Source organism: Stenotrophomonas aracearum, from assembly GCF_031834615.1.
GTDB classification, from domain to species: Bacteria; Pseudomonadota; Gammaproteobacteria; order Xanthomonadales; family Xanthomonadaceae; genus Stenotrophomonas; species Stenotrophomonas aracearum.
The window spans coordinates 1,794,111-1,810,067 of sequence record NZ_CP115543.1 but is presented as its reverse complement, the minus strand read 5'-3'; the positions used below and the strand labels follow the sequence as shown (position 1 = coordinate 1,810,067).

At 67.1% G+C, this 15,957-nt stretch carries 13 protein-coding genes; 6 read left to right on the top strand and 7 right to left on the bottom strand.

The annotated features are described in order from the left end of the window. Nucleotides 1–77: 77 nt before the first annotated feature. The 3 genes from PDM28_RS08380 to PDM28_RS08370 all read right to left on the bottom strand — a co-directional run bounded on the left by PDM28_RS08380 (nt 78) and on the right by PDM28_RS08370 (nt 3,615). A complete protein-coding gene (locus PDM28_RS08380) occupies nt 78–1,868 on the bottom strand; it encodes a DUF7844 domain-containing protein (protein ID WP_311184440.1) in 1,791 nt (596 codons plus the stop codon). Next, on the bottom strand, nt 1,868–2,164 hold the full coding sequence (locus tag PDM28_RS08375; protein WP_311184439.1) for a DUF2388 domain-containing protein: 297 nt from the start codon (nt 2,162–2,164) through the stop codon (nt 1,868–1,870). Before PDM28_RS08375 ends, PDM28_RS08380 begins: the two co-directional genes overlap by 1 nt. A 62-nt stretch (nt 2,165–2,226) precedes the next feature. Beyond that, complete coding sequence (locus PDM28_RS08370) at nt 2,227–3,615, bottom strand: FAD-binding oxidoreductase (RefSeq protein ID WP_311184438.1); 1,389 nt, start codon at nt 3,613–3,615, stop codon at nt 2,227–2,229. A 168-nt stretch (nt 3,616–3,783) separates the two neighbouring features. Here PDM28_RS08370 and serA point away from each other — a divergent pair, with 168 nt between their 5' ends. After that, the gene (gene serA / locus PDM28_RS08365; protein WP_102945553.1) at nt 3,784–5,025 is read left to right on the top strand and encodes a phosphoglycerate dehydrogenase; all 1,242 of its coding nucleotides are present in this window, start codon (nt 3,784–3,786) and stop codon (nt 5,023–5,025) included. Here the strand turns inward: serA and PDM28_RS08360 are convergent, their stop codons facing one another. Continuing rightward, a complete protein-coding gene (locus tag PDM28_RS08360) occupies nt 5,026–5,607 on the bottom strand; it encodes an NUDIX hydrolase (protein WP_311184437.1) in 582 nt (193 codons plus the stop codon). Nucleotides 5,608–5,761: 154 nt separating this feature from the next. Here PDM28_RS08360 and PDM28_RS08355 point away from each other — a divergent pair, with 154 nt between their 5' ends. The 5 genes from PDM28_RS08355 (at nt 5,762) to mtnC (ending at nt 11,002) form a co-directional block, all read left to right on the top strand. Beyond that, complete coding sequence (locus tag PDM28_RS08355; RefSeq protein WP_102945555.1) at nt 5,762–7,237, top strand: amino acid permease; 1,476 nt, start codon at nt 5,762–5,764, stop codon at nt 7,235–7,237. Nucleotides 7,238–7,291: 54 nt separating this feature from the next. After that, entirely contained in the window at nt 7,292–8,719 is a 1,428-nt protein-coding gene (locus tag PDM28_RS08350) for an amino acid permease (RefSeq protein WP_311184436.1), read from the top strand. A 286-nt stretch (nt 8,720–9,005) separates the two neighbouring features. After that, nucleotides 9,006–9,644, top strand: coding sequence for a methylthioribulose 1-phosphate dehydratase (locus PDM28_RS08345; protein WP_311184435.1), 639 nt, complete (start codon nt 9,006–9,008; stop codon nt 9,642–9,644). A gap of 98 nt (nt 9,645–9,742) precedes the next feature. Then, nucleotides 9,743–10,300 (top strand): 1,2-dihydroxy-3-keto-5-methylthiopentene dioxygenase, encoded by a 558-nt coding sequence (locus PDM28_RS08340; RefSeq protein ID WP_102945558.1) that lies wholly within the window; start codon nt 9,743–9,745, stop codon nt 10,298–10,300. A 3-nt stretch (nt 10,301–10,303) separates the two neighbouring features. Then, nucleotides 10,304–11,002 (top strand): acireductone synthase, encoded by a 699-nt coding sequence (gene mtnC, locus PDM28_RS08335; RefSeq protein ID WP_311184434.1) that lies wholly within the window; start codon nt 10,304–10,306, stop codon nt 11,000–11,002. A gap of 107 nt (nt 11,003–11,109) precedes the next feature. Here mtnC and PDM28_RS08330 read toward each other — a convergent pair whose 3' ends face one another. The 3 genes from PDM28_RS08330 to PDM28_RS08320 are packed head-to-tail and all read right to left on the bottom strand — an operon-like array spanning nt 11,110 to nt 15,956. After that, nucleotides 11,110–13,716 (bottom strand): beta-mannosidase, encoded by a 2,607-nt coding sequence (locus PDM28_RS08330; RefSeq protein ID WP_311184433.1) that lies wholly within the window; start codon nt 13,714–13,716, stop codon nt 11,110–11,112. A gap of 51 nt (nt 13,717–13,767) precedes the next feature. Next, on the bottom strand, nt 13,768–14,961 hold the full coding sequence (locus PDM28_RS08325) for an AGE family epimerase/isomerase (protein ID WP_311184432.1): 1,194 nt from the start codon (nt 14,959–14,961) through the stop codon (nt 13,768–13,770). After that, nucleotides 14,958–15,956: a carbohydrate kinase family protein gene (locus tag PDM28_RS08320; protein ID WP_311184431.1), complete on the bottom strand. Its 999-nt coding sequence runs from the start codon at nt 15,954–15,956 to the stop codon at nt 14,958–14,960. The genes PDM28_RS08325 and PDM28_RS08320 overlap by 4 nt, the downstream gene beginning before the upstream one ends. Nucleotide 15,957 lies beyond the last annotated feature (1 nt).

Sequence of the window (15,957 nt, the reverse complement as noted above, 5' to 3'; positions counted from 1 at the left end):
ATGGCACGAACAACGCCTCGTTCCGACATTCAGCCAGGCAGGGCCTGGCTCTACCGATGTTGGTATCACTGTAGGCGTCAGCCCTCGCGCGCCAACCGGCGCATCCGGTCGCCCAGCGTTGCCAGCGTGTCGTCAATCGTCAGCAGCTCGCGCTGCTGCGCCACCGGCAATCTCGCCCGCATCTGCGCCTGCAGCTGCGTCCAGGCTGGCACGCCACGCGCGCTGATGCGTTGGGTCGCGGCGGCCGCGGCTGTACGCTCCTCACCGACGGGCAGGCCGTAGCCTTCGCCCCCGACCAGACCCGCGGGATTGACCAGCTGCCCGGCATCGTCCAGCAGTGCCAGCAGCGCGGCCAGCGCGCTGTCGCCGCCCTCGCCCGCCGCGCCCAGCGCGCGCTTGAGTCCGTCGCGCGCGCGCAGCTCCTCGCGGTAACGCGCGGCCTGTTCCAGCAACAGCAATGCCGAGGTTGCGCGCAGTCCGCCGCGCTCGGCCCATGCGGCGCGCTGCTCGGCCGGCAGCTGCAACCAGCTGCTGACGTTGCGGGTGGGCAGGTTTAGTTCCGCGCGCGCCACATCGAACAGCTGCTGGTAGTGCACCTGCGCCGAGGGGAAGTAATAGCCCAGGCGCATCGCCTCGCGGCGATCGTCCAGCACCGTGGCGTCGGCGCGCCCTTCGCGTTCCAGTCGGCGCAGCAGGCCGCCGGGGCTGAGCCGGTTCAGGCCGGGGTCGGCCCAGCGCGGCACGCCTTCCTGCAGCAACTTGCCGGTTTCCACCGCGCAGTTGTTGCTGATGAAGCGGTACCGCCCGTCGTAGCTCCAGTGCACCTGGCCGACGCGTTCGAGGAGGCTGGCGATGTCGTCCTGCTCCAGCGCCAGCGGCACCGACTGAAGTCCGCGCAGTTCCAGCTGGGTGTACTCGTTGATGACCTGGTTGAGCGGCAGCACGAACAGGCGCGACGGGTACGCCCCGGTCAGGCCGCTCCAGCTGGAAATCTGCACGTCGCCGACGAAGGCGCGGAACGACAGCACGCGGTGCTCGGCCAGGTCCAGCCGGCAGGCCGGGCCGCGCGGGCGCCCGGGCGCGCAGATCACCAGGCGCAGCATGCTGTGGCCCCAGCGGCTCATCAGCTGGTCGTTGCCTTCTGCCAGCAGGTAGTCCACCGCGTACACCCGTCGCGGATCCAGCTCCAGCAGCGAGGCTTCGCCGGTGGTATCGCCTGCCTGCACCAATGGCACCGTGCCCGCGCAACCGGCCTGTGGACCGGCGCCGATCCCGGCGGCATACCACGCCGCCAGGGCCGGACGACGGCAGGCGAAATCGGCGTCGAGCAGGTAGTGCTCGGCGTTGACCGCCAAATACTCGGCCGGGCTGTGGCGCTCGTAGGGGTCCGGGCTGCGTTCGGTGAAGGCGTTGGCGCCGCGGCCCAGCCGCCACGGGCGTTGTTGCCAGCCGGCCAGGTCGCGCCAGCGCGCGCTGGATGACCAGCCACCGTCGGCAGCGCGGTCCAGCACATGGGTCAGTTCGTGGATGAGTGCGGCCTGCACTGCGCGGGGCAGCGGCTCGCCGGGGCGCACGGCATCGAGCAGGTCACGACGCAGCGTGATCGCGCCCTGGCGGGTGCGGCCGTGTACGTTGTCGGGCAGGCGATCCGACCAAGCCACGGTGACCGGCGCGACGAAGCGTGCCTGCCACGACGCCGGCAGGAGGGCCGGCGCGTCGCGCAGTACCTGGGCGGCGCTGGCCGCCTGCACGGCGGTGAGACCGTCGGCCTGCAGCTGCAGTTGCAGTGCGGCGTGGGCGGTCGGGACGGACAACAGCACCGCCAGGACCGCCGCGCATCGGCGCAGGGCCCGGCGGCGCAGGAACATCAGCGGGCCAGCAGCGACCGCGCGAGCTGCAGGTCGCTGGCCTCGCGTGCGGCGGCGCCGGTTTCGCGCAGGTGCAACAGGGCCGCTTCCAGGCGGGCGCCACGGATCGCACCGTCGCTGGCGACGAAGGCCGCCGCGTCTTCGCGCGCATCCACCACCACCTTGTCATCGTCCGAGCTGGACGAGCCGGCCGAAGAAGCGCCCGAGGCCGAACCGGCCGACGAGCCGGCGAAGCTGGAAGCGAAGGCCGAAAGCGGCAGGGCGAGCACGGCAAACAGCAGGATCGATCGCGTCATCTTGGATTCGTTCAGGACAGGAATAGGCAAAGCGTATCGGCTATGTGAAAGCCTGTCGCCTGTCAGAGGTCGAATACCTTGCCGGGATTCAGCAGCCCTTGGGGATCAAACGCATGTTTGACCGCTTTCATCAGCGCGATTTCGGCGGGGCCCCGGGTGCTGTCCAGGTAGCCCTTCTTGACCAGCCCGATGCCATGTTCGGCGGAAATGCTGCCATCGAAGTCCTTCAGCACCTTGGCCAGCAGCTTGGTCACGTGCTCGCACTGCTGCAGGAATTCGGCGTCATCGGTGCCGTCAGGCTTGAGCACGTTGATGTGCAGATTGCCATCGCCGATATGCCCGAACCAGACCACGTCGAAGTGCGGATAGGCCTCGCCGATCAAGGCCTGGGTCTGGGCCATGAACGCCGGCATTGCCGAGATCCGCACCGACACATCGTTCTTGTACGGCTTGTAGCGCGCGACCGCTTCGGTGATGCCCTCGCGCAGGCGCCACAGCTGCGCGGCCTGCGCCTCGCTCTGGCTGACCACGCCGTCGCTGACCCAGCCCTGCTCCATGCAGGCCTCGAACGCCGCCATCGCGGCCGCTTCCTGGGCCTCGTCGCCGGCGGCGAACTCGGTGACCACGTAGAACGGATGCACCTCTTCGAACGGCGCCTGCGCGCCATGCGCCAGCACGTGTTCCAGCGCGCGGTCGGTGAAGAATTCGAAGGCCTGCAGCTGCATGCGCTCACGGAACGCGGCAAACACCTGCATCAGCACCTCGAACGACGGCAGCGCCAGCAGCATCACGTTGCTGGCCGGCGGCGGGTCGGTGAGCTTCAGGGTGGCCTCGACGATCACCCCTAGCGTGCCTTCAGAGGCGATCAGCAGCTGGCGGAAGTCGTAGCCGCTGGAGTTCTTGATCAGCCCCTTGTTCAGCTCGAGCAGCTCGCCGCTGGCGGTCACTACCTTGAGCCCGGCGATCCACTCGCGCGTGTTGCCGTAACGGATCACCCGGATGCCACCGGCATTGGTCGCGATGTTGCCGCCGATCGAACAGGAGCCGCGCGCGGCGAAGTCGACCGGGTAGATCAGGCCGTGCTCGCGCGCGGCGTTGTGCACCGCTTCCAGCGCCATGCCGGCCTGCACGGTCAGGGTGCGGTCGACCGCATCGAAGGCCAGCGGCTTGTTCATCCGTTCCAGGCTGAGCACCAGCTCGCCGTGGGCTGCCACGGCACCGCCACTCAGGCCGGTGCGCCCGCCCGAGGGCACCACCGCCACGCGCTGGGCGCTGGCCCAGCGCAGGATGGCCTGGACCTCCTCGACACTGCCCGGCAACGCGATCGCCAGCGGCGCCGGGGTCCAGCGGCGGGTCCAGTCGCGCCCGTAGTGTTCGAGATCGGCCGGATCGGTCTTGAGCCGCAGCCCGGGGCAGTCCTGCAACAGCGAATCAAGGCGCGGGTCGGTCATGGAATCGAACGCAGGGCGGAGAACCCCAAAGGGTAGCGCACGACCGTTGGCCGTGCGACCTCAGCCATGGTCGCGTTTGAAACCATTTCCACCCTTTGGCGCACCGCACCATGCCCCTCCCGATCTGGCATAGTGGGCAGCTCCCGTCCAACATGCTGCCGCTCGCCCATGTCGCCGAAGAAGACCTCGTTCCCCAAGCAGGATATCCGCGTGCTGTTGCTGGAGGGGGTCAGCCAGACCGCGATCGACGTGTTCAGCGCCGCCGGCTATTCGCAGATCGAGCTGCACAACAAGGCGCTGCCCGAAGACGAGCTGAAGGCGCGCATCGCCGAAGCGCACATCGTCGGCATCCGCTCGCGCACCCAGCTCAGCGCCGAGGTGCTGGCCCACGCCAAGCGCCTGATGGCGGTGGGCTGTTTCTGCATCGGCACCAACCAGGTCGACCTGGAAGCGGCCGAGCTGGCCGGCATCCCGGTATTCAACGCGCCGTATTCCAACACCCGCAGCGTGGCCGAGCTGGTCATCGCCGAAGCGATCATGCTGACCCGCGGCATTCCGCAGAAGAACGCCGAATGCCACCGCGGCGGCTGGTCGAAGTCGGCCGCCGGCAGCCATGAAGTGCGCGGCAAGACCCTGGGCATCATCGGCTATGGCCATATCGGCACCCAGGTCGGCGTGATGGCCGAAGCGATGGGCATGCAGGTGATCTTCCACGACATCGAAACCAAGCTGTCGCTGGGCAATGCGCGCGCCGCCCTCGACCTGGACGACCTGCTGGCCCGCGCCGACATCGTCACCGTGCACGTGCCGGAAACGGCGGCCACGCAATGGATGATCGGTGCGGCGCAGCTGGCGAAGATGCGCCCCGGCGCGCACCTGATCAACGCCGCACGCGGCACCGTGGTCGACATCGACGCGCTGGACGCGGCGCTGCATTCGGGCCACATCGGCGGTGCGGCGCTGGACGTGTTCCCGGTCGAGCCCAAGGGCAATGGCGATGCGTTCGTGTCGCCGCTGACCGCGCACGACAACGTCATCCTCACCCCGCACGTGGGCGGCAGCACGCTGGAAGCGCAGGACAACATCGGCGTGGAAGTGGCAGCCAAGCTGGTGCGCTACAGCGACAACGGCAGCACCCTGTCGGCGGTCAACTTCCCGGAAGTGACCCTGCCCGAGCACGCCGACAGCCTGCGCCTGCTGCACATCCACCAGAACGTGCCGGGCGTGCTGTCCAAGGTCAACGAGATCTTCTCGCGCCACAACGTCAACATCGACGGCCAGTTCCTGCGCACCGACCCGAAGGTCGGCTACGTGGTGATCGACATCACCGCCAGCGAAGAACAGGCGGCGGCGGTGCGCGACGAGCTGGCCGCCATTCCAGGCACGTTGCGCACCCGCGTTCTGTATTGATCACCGCGCCAGCCAGCGCTTCGCCATGCGTGGCAACGAATCATCCCCATCCGGGGTTTCAATCGCCGCGTTGGCCACGTCGGCCACCTCCCGCCACGCCAGCGCCAGCGACTCCTCGCTGACCACGAACGCCTCGCTGCCCAGCGCCCGCACCACGTAGCGGGCGTCGTAATGCCAGTGCCCGGGCACGTCCTTCCGTTCCGGAATCCAGTGCCTGTCGATGTCGAACAGCTCGCCATCCTCCAGCACCAGCCCGGTGAGCCCGGATTCCTCCACCGCCTCGGTCAGCGCCATTTTGGCCAGATCCCGCTCGCCATCGGCGTGCCCGCCCAGCTGCAGCCAGCGGTCCAGCTTGCGGTGATGGGTGAGCAGCACCCTGTCGCCATCGGCACTGACCAGCCACGCGCTGCCGGTGAAATGCCCGGTCAGGCGGCTGCGCAGGAACGGGTTCTCCGGGTCATCCAGCAATGTGCTGAATTCGTCAGCCAGGTCGGCGTGTTCGGGGTGGCGACGGGCGTAATCAGCCAATTGCGCGCGCAGCACGGGATCAAGTCCTACAACGGATTCGGGGATTTGGGGCATGGCAGCGGCGCTGGAAGACGGATTTGGCAGATTATCGCCCGGCATGCTGCATTTGCGCTTGTAAGCAGCCTTCAGCTTTGGCTAAGGTACAGCGGGCCGGTGCGGCCATGTATCGCACCTCCCCGTTGTAACCACCACTTTTGGGAAGCACTGCATGCTGAAGTCTCTGTTGAGGGTCAAACCGGTCGAACCGGCCGGGCACGTCGATGCCGGCGAGCCGATCGAAGGCAGCCTGGATGGCGAAGCCTCACTGAAAAGGACCCTCACGGCGAAACACCTCATCATGCTGGGCATCGGCGCCGTGATCGGCGCGGGTATCTTCGTGCTGACCGGCCAGGCTGCGGCCAACCATGCCGGCCCGGCGGTCATGCTGTCGTTCGTGATCGCCGGCTTTGCCTGCGCACTGGCCGGCCTGTGCTATGCCGAGTTCGCGGCGATGATGCCGGTCTCCGGCAGTGCGTATTCCTATTCCTACGCCACCCTGGGCGAAGGCATGGCCTGGTTCATCGGCTGGTGCCTGGTACTGGAATACCTGTTCGCCTCGGCCTCGGTCGCGGTGGGCTGGTCGGCGTACCTGATCAGTTTCATCACCACCACCCTGCACATGCCGTTCCCGGACGCACTGAGCGCGGCGCCGATCGCCTGGACCGGCCAGGAGTTCATTTCCTCGGGCAAGCTGTTCAACCTGCCGGCGGTGCTGATCGTAGCGGCAGTCTCGGGCCTGCTGTACGTCGGCGTGACCCAGTCGGCCTTCGTCAACGCGATCATCGTGGCGATCAAGGTCACCGTGATCTGCCTGTTCATCGGCTTCGGCGCGCAGCATATCGACGCCGCCAACTGGACGCCCTTCATCCCGGAAAACACCGGCGTGTCCGGCGAGTTCGGCTGGAGCGGCGTATTCCGTGCGGCCACCATCGTGTTCTTCGCCTACATCGGCTTCGACGCGGTTTCCACCGCCGCCGGCGAAACCAAGGACCCACAGCGCAACATGCCGATCGGCCTGCTCGGCTCGCTGGCGGTGTGCACCATCGTCTACATCATCGTCTGCGCGGTGCTGACCGGCATGATGCCGTACCACCTGCTGGGCACCGACAAGCCGGTGGCCACCGCGCTGGAACCGTATGCCAGCCTGTCCTGGCTCAAGACCGCAGTGGAAATCGGCGCGATCGCCGGCCTGTCCTCGGTGGTGCTGGTGATGATGATGGGCCAGACCCGCATCGCCTACACGATCTCGCGCGACGGCCTCATCCCGAAGATCTTCGGCAAGGTCCACGCCCGCTTCCGCACCCCGTACTGGGCCACCATCGTGGTCGGCGTGCTGGCCGCCGCACTGGCCGGCCTGATGCCGCTGAACGTGCTGGGCGAACTGGTCTCGATGGGCACCCTCCTCGCCTTCGCCACGGTCTGCGTCGGCGTCCTGGTGCTGCGTTACACCCGCCCGGAACTGACCCGTCCGTTCCGCGTGCCGGCGGTGTGGCTGATCTGCCCGCTGGGCGCGCTGGCGTGCCTGTTCCTGTTCTGGCAGGCGTTCGTGGTGCATTGGCACCTGTTCGTCGGCTGGACCGTGCTGGGCCTGCTGATCTACTTCGGCTACGGCATCCGCCACAGCAAGCTCAACAAGGCTTCCTGATTCCATTCCCGGGCCGGCGCATCGCCGGCCCTGTTCTTTGACGGAAATTGATCGATGTTCAAACAACTGTGGGCGACCAAGCACCCGCATGCGGCGCATGAAGACGCCAACGGCCTGAGCCTGAAGCGCCATCTGGGCCCGTGGGGCCTGACCGCGCTGGGCATCGGCGCGGTGATCGGCGGCGGCATCTTCGTCATCACCGGCCAGGCCGCCGCCAACCACGCCGGCCCGGCGATCATGCTGTCGTTCGTGCTGGCCGCGATCTGCTGCGCGTTCTGCGCCATGGCCTACGCCGAGTTCGCCTCGATGGTGCCCGTCTCCGGCAGTGCCTACACCTACACCTACGCCACCTTCGGCGAACTGGCCGCCTGGTTCATCGGCTGGATGCTGGTGCTGGAATATGGCGTCTCGGCCTCGGCGGTGGCGGTCAGCTGGACCGGCTACTTCCTCAGCCTGCTCAGTCATTTCGACATCTACCTGCCAACGGCGCTGGTCAGCGCCCCGCTGGACGCCCAGCTGCGCCCGACCGGCGCGATCGCCAACATTCCGGCCGCCATCCTGGTCCTGCTGCTGACCTGGCTGTGCTACGTCGGCATCAGCAAGTCCTCGGCGATGAACATGGCCATGGTCATCCTGAAGACCGGCCTGATCGTGCTGGTCATCGTGGTCGGCTGGAAGTACGTCGACCCGGCCAACTGGTCCCCGTTCATTCCGGAAAACCAGGGCCCGGGCAAGTACGGCATGGAAGGCGTGCTGCGCGGCGCGGCGATGGTGTTCTTCGCCTACATCGGCTTCGAGGCGGTTTCGGTCGCCGCTCAGGAATCGCACCGCCCGCAGCGCGACATGCCGATCGGCATGCTGCTGTCGCTGGTGATCTGCACCGTGCTCTACATCGCCATGGCCGCGGTGATGACCGGCCTGGTGCCCTACACGCTGCTGGGCACCGACGAGCCGGTGGTCACCGCCGTGGCCGCGCATCCCCAGCTGGGCTGGTTGCGGGTGGTGGTCGAAATCGGCGCACTGATCGGCCTGAGCTCGGTGGTGCTGGTGATGATCATCGGCCAGCCGCGCATCTTCATGATCATGGGCCGCGACGGCCTGCTGCCGCCGGTGTTCACCAAGATCCACCCGAAGTACCGCACCCCGCACATCAACACCGTCATCACCGGCATCGGCATCGCCCTGCTGGCGGCCCTGTTCCCGCTGGACATCCTCGGCGAACTGACCTCGATGGGCACCCTGATCGCCTTCGCCGCCGTCTGCGCCGGCGTCCTGGTCCTGCGCCGCACCCAGCCGGACCTGCCCCGCCCCTTCCGCATCCCGGCCGCCTGGCTGGTCTGCAGCCTGGGCGTGCTCAGCTGCCTGGCCCTGCTCTCGGCCATGACGATGCACAACTGGATGCTGATGGGCGTCTGGACCGTCGTGGGCTTCGCGATCTACTTCGGCTACAGCTACCGCCACAGCCGCCTGCGCAACCGCTGACGGCTCCCGTAGAGCCGGGCTCTGCCCGGCTGCTTCACGCATCCAGGCGAACCGCCCTCGTCTGATGCATCCCCTGGCTGGGCCGGCGGGGGCGGGGGTACGGGGGGGCGCCGTGAATCCATCCTTGGAGGCTCTTACGAAACATCCATGTTTCGTAAAGCCCCCCGTACCCCCACCCCCGCCGGCCCTCGACACTGGGTCGGTGGCCATGGGAACAGCCCGCCTGGCCTGGTGTTTGCTCATCCCTTTACCTGCCCTTCCATGCATTCGCAGGTAAAATGTCCCAATGAACAACACCCCCTACGACACGACCCGGCTGAGCGAGCTGGCCCAGGTGCTGATCGACAACATCCGCGAACTGGCCCAGGCCGGGTGGACCCCCGCGACCAGCAGCAACTTTTCGCACCGGCTGGACGACCAGCACGCCGCGATCACCGTGTCCGGCAAGGACAAGGGTCGCCTGATCGAAGACGACATCATGGTCGTCGACTTCGACGGCAAGGCCGTCGGCCGCCCGCTGCGTCCCTCCGCCGAAACCCTGCTGCATACCCAGCTGTACCGCCGCTTCCCCGAAATCGGCTGCGTCCTGCACACCCACTCGCCCGTGCAGACCATCGCCTCGCGCCTGTATGCCGCCAACGGCCACATCCGGATCGAAGGCTACGAACTGTTGAAGGCCTTCCACGGCAACACCACCCATGAAACCGCCGTCGAGATCCCGGTGTTCCCCAACACCCAGGACATGGACGAACTCGCCGCCAAGGTCGAAGCCAGGCTCGACGAAGGCTGCATGTGGGGCTACCTGATCGACGGCCATGGCCTGTACGCCTGGGGCCGCGACATGGCCGAAGCCCGTCGCCACCTGGAAGCCATCGAATTCCTCCTGCATTGCGAGCTCGAGCTGCGCAAGCTGCGCGGGCCCTGAGCGTTCCAGCCGTAAGGTTGCCGGCCAGCGGCCGGAAGCTTGCCGGGCAGAGCCCGGCACTACACACTCTGTTTCCCCCACCAGTTCAAGCTGCCGCCATGAGCCGACTGCGCATTTACGACGACCACGCCCCAGACGCCCCGCTGCTGGACACCCAGGACGGCGCGCTCATCGCTGCCGAACTGAAGAAGATCGGCGTCACCTTCGAGCGCTGGCAGGCCGCCCATGAAGTCGCTCCCGGCGCCAGCCAGGACGAGGTGTTCGCCGCCTACCGCAGCGACATCGACCGCCTGGTCGCCGAGCACGGCTTCAAGAGCGTCGACGTCGCCTCGATCGCCCCGGACAACCCCAACCGCGCCGAACTCCGCAGGAAGTTCCTCGACGAGCACTTCCACAAGGAAGACGAAGTCCGCTTCTTCGTCGCCGGCTCCGGCCTGTTCACCCTGCACGTCGACGACAAGGTCTACGAAATCGAGTGCGTGAAGGACGATCTGATCGCCGTGCCCGACGGCACCACCCACTGGTTCGACATGGGCGATGAGCCCAGCTTCGTCGCGATCCGCTTTTTCACCGAACCGGACGGCTGGGTCGGCCACTTCACCGGCACCGACATCGCACAGAAATTCCCCCGTTACGTTCCGACCAAGGCGTCCTGATCCATGCCCCACCCCACCGTCATCCTCACCGACATCGAAGGCACCACCAGCAGCATCTCCTTCGTCAAGAACGTGCTGTTCCCGTATGCGCGCAAGGCCCTGCCGGCCTACGTCGCCGCGCACGGCCAGGAGCCGGAAGTGCGTCGCTGGCTGGATGCGGTCGCCGTGGAGATCGGCGGTGCCTGCCAGGACGCCCTGATCGTGGAAACCCTGCAGGGCTGGATCGACCAGGACCGCAAGCACACCGCGCTGAAGGCGCTGCAGGGCATGATCTGGGAAGCCGGTTACCGCAACGGCGACTACAAGGCGCATTTCTACCCCGAGGTCGCCGCCGTGCTCGAAGGCTGGCACGCCGAAGGCAAGCCCCTGTACGTGTACTCCTCCGGCTCCGTGCCCGCCCAGAAGCAGTTCTTCGGCTTCAGCGAAGCCGGCAACCTGACCCACCTGGTGTCCGGCTGGTTCGACACCGAGATCGGCGGCAAGCGCGACGCGGAGAGCTACCGCAACATCGTCAAGGCGATTGGCGTGCCCGCCGGGCAGATCGTGTTCCTGTCCGACGTCGTCGAAGAACTGGACGCCGCGCGCGAAGCCGGGCTGCAGACGCGCCTGCTGGACCGCCTGGATGATTACCCGATGCCGCGTACCGGGGACGCGACGCACGGGCATGACCGGGTCGAGAATTTCCAGCAGATCACGGTGTAACCGGCCATTGCGTGGGACACGCATGGCGTGTCGCTACGCATCAGCGCTCGATGCAAGATCGCGTAGGGACACGCCATGCGCGTCCTCGCGGTAGCCGGCGCAGGCGATTACCTTCCGACCGCGTCCACTACGGATCGAAGCTGCAACGCGTCCTTCAACGCGTGCATATCCGCATCCGCGCTGACCCGCACGCGTACCGCCTCACCCGGCACCAGGTCGAACGCATTGTCGTCCAGGGTGGCATCGAACCCCTCGAACGCCACCCACACGCCGCGAGCCAACTGTGCCGAGCGCAGCTCCAGCGCGCTGTCATCACCGTCCTGCAGCCACCGCGTCTCGATCTTCGCCTTCGGCAACCGCATGTCTTTCGCCGCCGCGAAATAGACCACCTGCCGCGACAGCACCTTCGTACCCTTCAGCAGCTCCACCACGGCCACCGTCCGTGCCGGATCGGCATTGCCCAGCAGTTGCGCATCGGCGAATCGCCCCACTTCCAGCGCCGACAGCGCCGGCACCACTACCGCGTGCTGCTGTTTCGAAATCTGCCGACCCTCCACATCCATCACCCGCACCCGCCACTGCGCCTTCAACGGCTGCTGCAGGTCGTTGAGCAGGCTTACCCGGGTCACACCCTCGTCGCGCAACGCGGCCACCGCATGGTCGGCGAAGAACCGCTTCGCATGGAAATGCAGCGCTTTCCAACGCCCGGCATGATCGATGCTCGACCATGACGCGCCGGGCCACACATCATTGAGCTGCCAGTACAGCGACCCCATCGTGTACGGGCGCGACGCACGATGATGCAGCGCCGCCAGTTCGATACCCTCGGCCTGCATCACCTGGCTCAGGTAGACGAAATCGGCGAAGTCGCGCGGCGTGCCGAACTCGCGTTCGATGTACTGCAGCAGGCGCTGGTTGCCCTCGCCCGCCATGAACTTCTGGTGCGCACGCACGGTGGTGCTGTCCACCTGTCGCTCGCTTTCCGGAATGATGCCATCCAGCGTCCGCAGCACCGGCCACGCCTGCAGCCCGTACTCGGACATGAAACGCGGGGTCTCGCGCAGGTAGGCCTGCACCGGTAACGCCGGATTGCCCCAGACCTGCCAGTAGTGCTTGTCGCCCCGGGTCGAATCGTTGGCCACGGTATCCAGGTCGTTGCTCGGCGAGCTCGACCAGTACGGCACGCCCAGACCTTCCTCGCCTACCACCTGGCGCAGGTCGTTGCCGAACAGGTCCACGTACCCCTGCCACACCTTGGCTGCGAACACCGGATCGGCCGCCTTGAGGTCCTTGCCGTGGCCCCAGTCCTTCCACGCGGTTTCTTCTTCATTGTTGCCACACCACAGCACCACGCTCGGATGGCGACGCAGGCGGCGCACGTTGTCGCGCGCCTCGGCCACCACGTTGGCGCGGAACGCCGGATCGTAGCCCGGCTGCATGCCGCCGCCGAACATGAAGTCCTGCCAGACCAGCAGCCCCAGTTCGTCGGCGATGTTGAAGAACGCGTCGTCTTCGTAGTAACCGCCGCCCCAGTTGCGCAGCATGTTCATGTTGGCGTCGCGCGCGGCGGTGAGTTCGCGCCGTATGCGTGCCGGATCGACCCGGGCCGGGAACATGTCGAACGGAATGACGTTGGCACCCTTGGCGAAGATCGGCACGCCGTTGATGACGAAGGTGAAACCCTGCCCACCCTTGGCGTCCTCCTCGCGACGCAGCTCGACCGTGCGCAGGCCGGTACGGATGCTGCGCTCCGCCGCGTCGGGCGTACCGCCATCCACGCGCGCGCGCACGGTGTAACGCGCCTGCTCGCCCTGCCCGACCGGCCACCAGCGGCGAGGCTTGGCCAGCGCAACCGGCACCGACACGACCTGTACACCGGCCCGCAGTGCCGCCGGCTGCGTCGCCGTAGCCGCAACGCGGCCTTCCGGATCCAGCATCTCCACCTGCACCGTCGCCTGCCGTGCCGCAGCGGCTTCCACCTCCACCTGGACCTGCAGCGCAGCGCGCTGTGCGTCGAGTGCCGTGGCCTGCACCGCTACATCGGTGATCCGCTGCACGTTCCAGCTCTCAAGCCGCACCGGCCGCCAGATGCCGGCGGTGACATAGCGCGGGCCCCAGTCCCAACCGAAGTGGTAACCGGGCTTGCGTACGAAATTGCCGACCATCGCATCGCGCGGTTCATCGCCGTACGGCGACGGGTAGTTGCCTGCAATCTTGTGCGGCATCGCCTGCACGCCCGGCAGCAGCGTGGTGATCGGCGAGCGGATCACCACGCGCAGTTCGTTGCCGCGGGCACGCAGCTGGCCTGCAACAGGCGCCCGCCAAGTACGGTGGCTGTTGTCGGCACGCAACAGCGGCCGGCCGTTGAGACTGACATCAGCAAAGGTGTCCAACCCTTCGAACACCAGTTCGGCATGCGCGCGCGCCAGGGTGGCGGCATCCACATCGAACCGGGCCTGGTACTCCCAGTCTGCCAGCCCGATCCACTGCAGGGCGGCTTCCGGCGCACCGGCGTACGGGTCGGGAATGAGCTTCGCGGCCAGCAGGTCGGTATGCACCGAGCCGGGCACGGAGGCGGCTCGCCAGTCGGCCGCCTCCGGATGCGCCTTCACCTGCGCATTGCCCGGCAGCAGCCGGAACGACCACTGCGCCTGCAACGGCGCGGCGGCAGTGGGGAGCGCATGAAGCGCAAGCAGCAGAACAAGACCCGACACCCACGCCCACTGCTTCATGCACTCACCCCGTTGTTGCCACTCGAATCGAACTCAGCGCACCACGTTGAGCACTTCGTAACACGCGCCCATGGTGTGGTAATCGGTCTTGCCCGCCGGGCTCTTCTCGTCGCTGTACTTGCGGTTCTGCACGTCCAGGATGCGGTACCAGGCACCGTACTGATGGTCGATCATGTGCGCCCACGAGTACGCCCACAGGCGGTCGTACCATTCCCAGTACATGGCCTCGCCAGTACGTGCGGCCAGCAACGCAGCAGTCGCCAGCGACTCGGCCTGCACCCAGAAGTATTTGTCGTTGTCGCACACGGTGCCATCGGGCGCGAACCCATAGACCAGCCCACCGTTCACGTCATCCCAACTGTTTGCAACGGCCGTGTCGAACAGCGAACGCGCGGTCGGTACCAGCCAGTCGGCCTGCACGTGGCGATCCAGGATCAGCAGCAGCTTGGCCCATTCGGTCTGGTGCCCCGGCTGGAAGCCCCACGGACGGAACAGGTGCTTGGGATTGTCGAGGTTGTAGTTCCAGTCGATCTGCCAGTTGCGGTCGTAGTGTTCCCAGACCAGCCCCTCGCCCTGCGCCGCCTGGCGACGGGTCATGTGGTCGGCAAGCAGCAGGGCGCGGTCACGGTAGCGCGCTTCGCCGCTGGCCTCGAACGCAGCCAGCATCGCCTCGCACATGTGCATGTTGGCGTTCTGGCCCCGGTAGTCGCTGAAGTTCCAGTCGGCGTCGGCCTCGTCCTTGTACAGGCCGAATTCCGGCTCCCAGAAGCGGGTTTCCAGCAGGTTCCAGGTCTCGTCCATCCAGCCGCGCGCGGCTTCGATGCCCGCCTTCAGCGCACAGCTGTAGGCCAGCAGCACGAACGCTACGCCGTAGCAGTGGTTGGTGGCATCTTCGACCACGCCGTCGCGCAGCGTCCAGGCATAGCCGCCCGTGACTGGATTGCGGTGTACGTCGCGCAGGAAACGGATCCCGTGCTTCACTGCTTCAAGGTCTTCTGGCTTGCCGAACTCGCGATAAGCCATCGCATGGTTGAACACGAAACGGGTACTGCTCACCAGGTGGCGGTGGCTGCTGTCGTACACGCTGCCATCGTCACGGTAGTAGTGGAAGAAGCCGCCGTTCGGGTCGATCTCGTTCGGTTGGTAGAACGCCATGCTCTGCGCGATATGCGCGCGCAGGAAGTCGGGCGAACGGAAATCAGGCTGGGCGGGAACGGCGGTGGTCATGCGGGAATTTCCTGTTGTTGCTGCAGCAGTTGCTGGACATCGGCCAGGCTCGGCATCGCGGCGAACGCGCCCTTGCGGGTCACCGCCAGCGCGCCGACCGCGGCACCAAAACGAATGGCATCCTTCAGGGCGGCCGGATCGGCACAGAAACCGGCGAAGGCCGGACCGTCGGCGCCGCGCTCGCCAAGGGCGAACAGCAGCCCACCCACGAACGCATCACCGGCTGCAGTGGTGTCCACGGTAGGCACCTGGAAGCCGGTGACCACGCCATTGCCATGCCGGGTGTGCCAGCGCATCGGCGCGGCACCGTCGGTGACCACCACGGCGTGCGCGTGGGCGGCCAGCAGGCGCTGGATGACCACGCTGCCGCCGTCGGCGCCCAGCGGCGCGGCCAGGAAATCCAGTTCCTCGCGCGAGAGCTTGACCAGGTCGGCCAGCACCAGCGCCTGCCACAGCGTGTCGGTCGGATCGACCTCGGCCGGCCACAACGCCGGGCGCAGGTTGAGGTCGATGCTGACCATCGCACCGGCGGCGCGTGCACGCTGCATGCCGTCCAGCGTGGCCTGGGCGATGGCGCCCTCGGTCAGGCTGTTGGAGCACACGTGGAAGCTGCGGGTGCCCTCGAAACAGGCCGGGCTGAAATGCTCGGCGCGGAACAGCAGGTCCGCCGCCGGCGGCCGGTAGAAGCTGAAACTGCGCTCGCCGTGTGCGTCCAGCGCCACGAACGCCAGCGCGGTCTTGGCCGCGTCGGTGCGCACGATGCAGTCGGTGGCGACCCCGGCGCTGGCAAGGCTGTCGGCGAGGAAGTCGCCGAACATGTCCTGGCCGAGCATGCCGGCGAAATGGGTGTCGGCGCCGAGGCGCGCTGCGGCCACCGCAACGTTGGCCGGCGCGCCGCCGGCGTACTGCAGGAATGCACGCGGGGTGTCCGGGGTGGCCGGCGGCTGTGCAAGTAGATCGATCAAAATTTCGCCGAAACAAACAATCTTGGTCATG